This window comes from Gilliamella sp. Fer4-1 (assembly GCF_001690515.1).
Lineage (GTDB): Bacteria > Pseudomonadota > Gammaproteobacteria > Enterobacterales > Orbaceae > Gilliamella > Gilliamella apicola_C.
Map to the genome: position 1 here is coordinate 1 of NZ_LZGZ01000099.1, position 5,008 is coordinate 5,008.

Annotated in this window: 2 tRNA genes and 3 rRNA genes; all 5 read right to left on the reverse strand. The window is 48.3% G+C overall.

Going from position 1 to position 5,008, the window contains the following annotated elements:
• Positions 1-229: 229 nt before the first annotated feature.
• Positions 230-345, reverse strand: a 5S ribosomal RNA gene (gene rrf, locus A9G30_RS03690).
• Between the two features lie 170 nt (positions 346-515).
• Positions 516-3,414 (reverse strand): 23S ribosomal RNA (locus A9G30_RS03695).
• 261 nt (positions 3,415-3,675) lie between these two features.
• Positions 3,676-3,751, reverse strand: a tRNA-Ala gene (locus tag A9G30_RS03700).
• Between the two features lie 52 nt (positions 3,752-3,803).
• Positions 3,804-3,880 (reverse strand) — tRNA-Ile (locus A9G30_RS03705).
• A gap of 58 nt (positions 3,881-3,938) precedes the next feature.
• Positions 3,939-5,008, reverse strand: a 16S ribosomal RNA gene (locus A9G30_RS03710); the annotation flags it as partial.

The window sequence follows — 5,008 nt, forward strand, 5'->3', positions numbered from 1 at the left end:
CTTTTAATGTTTGATATTTTCCATGCACCGAAAATTGTGTCACAACATTAAACGGTTTATTAAAGGCTATTAGTGAACTCATTTCATTCCAACATCAACTTATCATCTTCAATCCGTTATTCTTCGGGCTATCCGCTCTAGATATTATTATACAAATCAGAGCTCCATTAAATAAAATACCAAACGTAAAAAAGCCCAGCATCACTGCTGGGCTTCACTAAATTTAAAAGTCTGGCGGCACCCTACTCTCACATGGGTAATACCCACACTACCATCGGCACTACGGCGTTTCACTTCTGAGTTCGGCATGGGGTCAGGTGGGACCACCGCGCTATTACCGCCAGACATATCCTGTCTTCTCTTCTCTCAATTACCGTGTATTATCTCATATCCACAGCAATTGCTCAATCCAGAACAAACTGCTCTATCATTTATTAAACAATTTAAAGTCAATCTCTCTAAAAATATCAACTTCAATCATCCAATCGCGTAACTCCAAAACAACTCCGAGTTGTAAGGTTAAGACTCTCGGTTCATTAGTATCAGTTAGCTCAATGTATCACTACACTTACACACCTGACCTATCTACGTCTTAGTCTCAAACGGACCTTACTGAATCTCTTCAGGGAAAACTCATCTCAAGGCTAGTTTCGTACTTAGATGCTTTCAGCACTTATCTATTCCGCACGTAGCTACCGGGCAATGCAATTGGCATCACAACCCGAACACCAGCGGTGCGTTCACTTCGGTCCTCTCGTACTAGAAGCAAACCCTCTCAATTTTCCTACGCCCATGGCAGATAGGGACCGAACTGTCTCACGACGTTCTAAACCCAGCTCGCGTACCACTTTAAACGGCGAACAGCCGTACCCTTGGGACCTACTTCAGCCCCAGGATGTGATGAGCCGACATCGAGGTGCCAAACACCGCCGTCGATATGAACTCTTGGGCGGTATCAGCCTGTTATCCCCGGAGTACCTTTTATCCGTTGAGCGATGGCCCTTCCATTCAGAACCACCGGATCACTATGACCTACTTTCGTACCTGCTCGAGCCGTCACTCTCGCAGTCAAGCTAGCTTTTGCCATTGCACTAACCTCCTGATGTCCGACCAGGATTAGCTAACCTTCGTGCTCCTCCGTTACTCTTTGGGAGGAGACCGCCCCAGTCAAACTACCCACCAGACAGTGTCCCTTACCTCGATTCAGAAGTATAGGTTAGAACATCAAACATTAAAGGGTGGTATTTCAAGGGCGACTCCATGCATACTGGCGTACACACTTCTTTGTCTCCCACCTATCCTACACATTAAGGCTCAATGTTCACTGTCAAGCTATAGTAAAGGTTCACGGGGTCTTTCCGTCTTGCCACGGGTACACCGCATCTTCACGGCAATTTCAATTTCACTGAGTCTCGGGTGGAGACAGCCTGGCCATCATTACGCCATTCGTGCAGGTCGGAACTTACCCGACAAGGAATTTCGCTACCTTAGGACCGTTATAGTTACGGCCGCCGTTTACTGGGGCTTCGATCAAGAGCTTCTGCATAAGCATAACCCCATCAATTAACCTTCCAGCACCGGGCAGGCGTCACACCGTATACGTCCACTTTCGTGTTTGCACAGTGCTGTGTTTTTATTAAACAGTTGCAGCCAGCTGGTATCTTCGACTGATTTCACCTCCATCCGCATGGGACTTCAATTAACATCAGCGTGCCTTCTCCCGAAGTTACGGCACCATTTTGCCTAGTTCCTTCACCCGAGTTCTCTCAAGCGCCTGAGTATTCTCTACCTGACCACCTGTGTCGGTTTCGGGTACGATTGATTATAACCTGAAGCTTAGAGGATTTTCCTGGAAGCAGGGCATCAATTACTTCTGCACCTTAGTGCATCGTCATCACACCTCAGCGTCTCAGTGACCGGATTTGCCTAATCACACGCCTACATGCTTAACCCACCATCCAATAGGTGGTAAACCTAGCCTTCTTCGTCCCCCCATCGCAGTTATAACCAGTACGGGAATATTAACCCGTTTCCCATCAGATACGCCCTTCGGCCTCTCCTTAGGGGTCGACTCACCCTGCCCCGATTAACGTTGGACAGGAACCCTTGGTCTTCCGGCGAGCGGGCTTTTCACCCGCTTTATCGTTACTTATGTCAGCATTCGCACTTCTGATACCTCCAGCATGCCTCACAACACACCTTCTACGGCTTACAGAACGCTCCCCTACCCAATACACTTGCGTGCACTGCCGCAGCTTCGGTGCATAGTTTTAGCCCCGTTACATCTTCCGCGCAGGCCGACTCGACTAGTGAGCTATTACGCTTTCTTTAAATGATGGCTGCTTCTAAGCCAACATCCTAGCTGTCTAAGCCTTCCCACTTCGTTTCCCACTTAACTATGACTTTGGGACCTTAGCTGGCGGTCTGGGTTGTTTCCCTCTTCACGACGAACGTTAGCACCCGCCGTGTGTCTCCCATGATTAAACTTGTCAGTATTCGGAGTTTGCATCGGGTTGGTAAGCCGGGATGGCCCCCTAGCCGAAACAGTGCTCTACCCCCAACAGTTACTCATGAGGCGCTACCTAAATAGCTTTCGGGGAGAACCAGCTATCTCCCGGTTTGATTGGCCTTTCACCCCCAGCCACAGGTCATCCGCTAATTTTTCAACATTAGTCGGTTCGGTCCTCCAGTTAGTGTTAACCAACCTTCAACCTGCCCATGGCTAGATCACCGGGTTTCGGGTCTATACCCTGCAACTTAACGCACAGTTAATACTCGGTTTCCCTTCGGCTCCCCTATTCGGTTAACCTCGCTACAGAATATAAGTCGCTGACCCATTATACAAAAGGTACGCAGTCACTATTACCCAACGGTAACAGCTCCCACTGATTGTACGTACACGGTTTCAGGATCTATTTCACTCCCCTCCCGGGGTTCTTTTCGCCTTTCCCTCACGGTACTGGTTCACTATCGGTCAATCAGGAGTATTTAGCCTTGGAGGATGGTCCCCCCTTCTTCAGACAGGATATCACGTGTCCCGCCCTACTCTATAAGCTTCCACATCATGCATTTTCATGTACGGGACTTTCACCCTCTATCGTGCGACTTTCCAGACGCTTCCACTAATACATCATGCTACCCGCTTGGGCTCCTCCCCTTTCGCTCGCCGCTACTTAGGGAATCTCGGTTGATTTCTTTTCCTCGGGGTACTTAGATGTTTCAGTTCTCCCGGTTCGCCTCATCTGACTATGTATTCATCAGATGATAGTGTAGTCACCTACACTGGGTTTCCCCATTCGGACATCAACGGCTATAGCGCCTTTTATCGGCTCACCGTCGCTTTTCGCAGATTAACACGTCCTTCTTCGCCTCTGATTGCCTAGGCATCCACCGTGTACGCTTAATTTCTTAACCTTACAACTCACAGTTGTCTTGGTTTTCAATTTACGCTTTTTTCTCTTTTTTACTTCAATACTTTTAATTTAATCAGCTTAACTCAATATTTATCAAATATATCATTAAACCAAAAATAAAAACTTTCCGTAAAAACGAGAACTCGTTTCTTTCAGCTTGTTCCTAATTATTAAAGAGCTTTATCTTTCTATTCACTCATCTTTTAACTCAAGTAAATACAAACATAATTTTTTCATCATCGAATAATAGAGATATCTTTAATGGTGGAGCTAAGCGGGATCGAACCGCTGGCCTCCTGCGTGCAAGGCAGGCGCTCTCCCAGCTGAGCTATAGCCCCATTGTCTCACTTCATCAACCAATCAAGCTAAAATCAGCTTAACAAGTAGAATTGGTGGGTCTGAGTGGACTTGAACCACCGACCTCACCCTTATCAGGGGTGCGCTCTAACCACCTGAGCTACAGACCCAATAAAGTGACTCTTTCTTCTAAACAAACAATCTGTGTGAACACTTACGAGCTCTTCGTAAGGAGGTGATCCAACCGCAGGTTCCCCTACGGTTACCTTGTTACGACTTCACCCCAGTCATGAACCACACCGTGGTAAACGCCCTCCCGAAGGTTAAGCTATCTACTTCTGGTGCAACCCACTCCCATGGTGTGACGGGCGGTGTGTACAAGGCCCGGGAACGTATTCACCGTGACATTCTGATTCACGATTACTAGCGATTCCGACTTCATGGAGTCGAGTTGCAGACTCCAATCCGGACTTAGACGTACTTTATGAGGTCCGCTTGCTCTCGCGAGGTCGCCTCCCTTTGTATACGCCATTGTAGCACGTGTGTAGCCCTGGTCGTAAGGGCCATGATGACTTGACGTCGTCCCCACCTTCCTCCGCTTTATCAACGGCAGTCTCCTTTGAGTTCCCGGCCAAACCGATGGCAACAAAGGATAAGGGTTGCGCTCGTTGCGGGACTTAACCCAACATTTCACAACACGAGCTGACGACAGCCATGCAGCACCTGTCTCACAGTTCCCGAAGGCACTCCCATATCTCTACAGGATTCTGTGGATGTCAAGACCAGGTAAGGTTCTTCGCGTTGCATCGAATTAAACCACATGCTCCACCGCTTGTGCGGGCCCCCGTCAATTCATTTGAGTTTTAACCTTGCGGCCGTACTCCCCAGGCGGTCGATTTATCGCGTTAGCTTCGGAGCCCATCACTCTAGGCAACAAACTCCAAATCGACATCGTTTACAGCGTGGACTACCAGGGTATCTAATCCTGTTTGCTCCCCACGCTTTCGCATCTCAGCGTCAGTATCTGTCCAGAAGGCCGCCTTCGCCACCGGTATTCCTCCACATCTCTACGCATTTCACCGCTACACGTGGAATTCTACCTTCCTCTACAATACTCTAGTTAACCAGTTTTAAGTGCAATTCCTAGGTTGAGCCCAGGGCTTTCACACCTAACTTAATTATCCGCCTACATGCCCTTTACGCCCAGTCATTCCGATTAACGCTCGCACCCTCCGTATTACCGCGGCTGCTGGCACGGAGTTAGCCGGTGCTTCTTCTGTAATTAACGTCAATTGTTG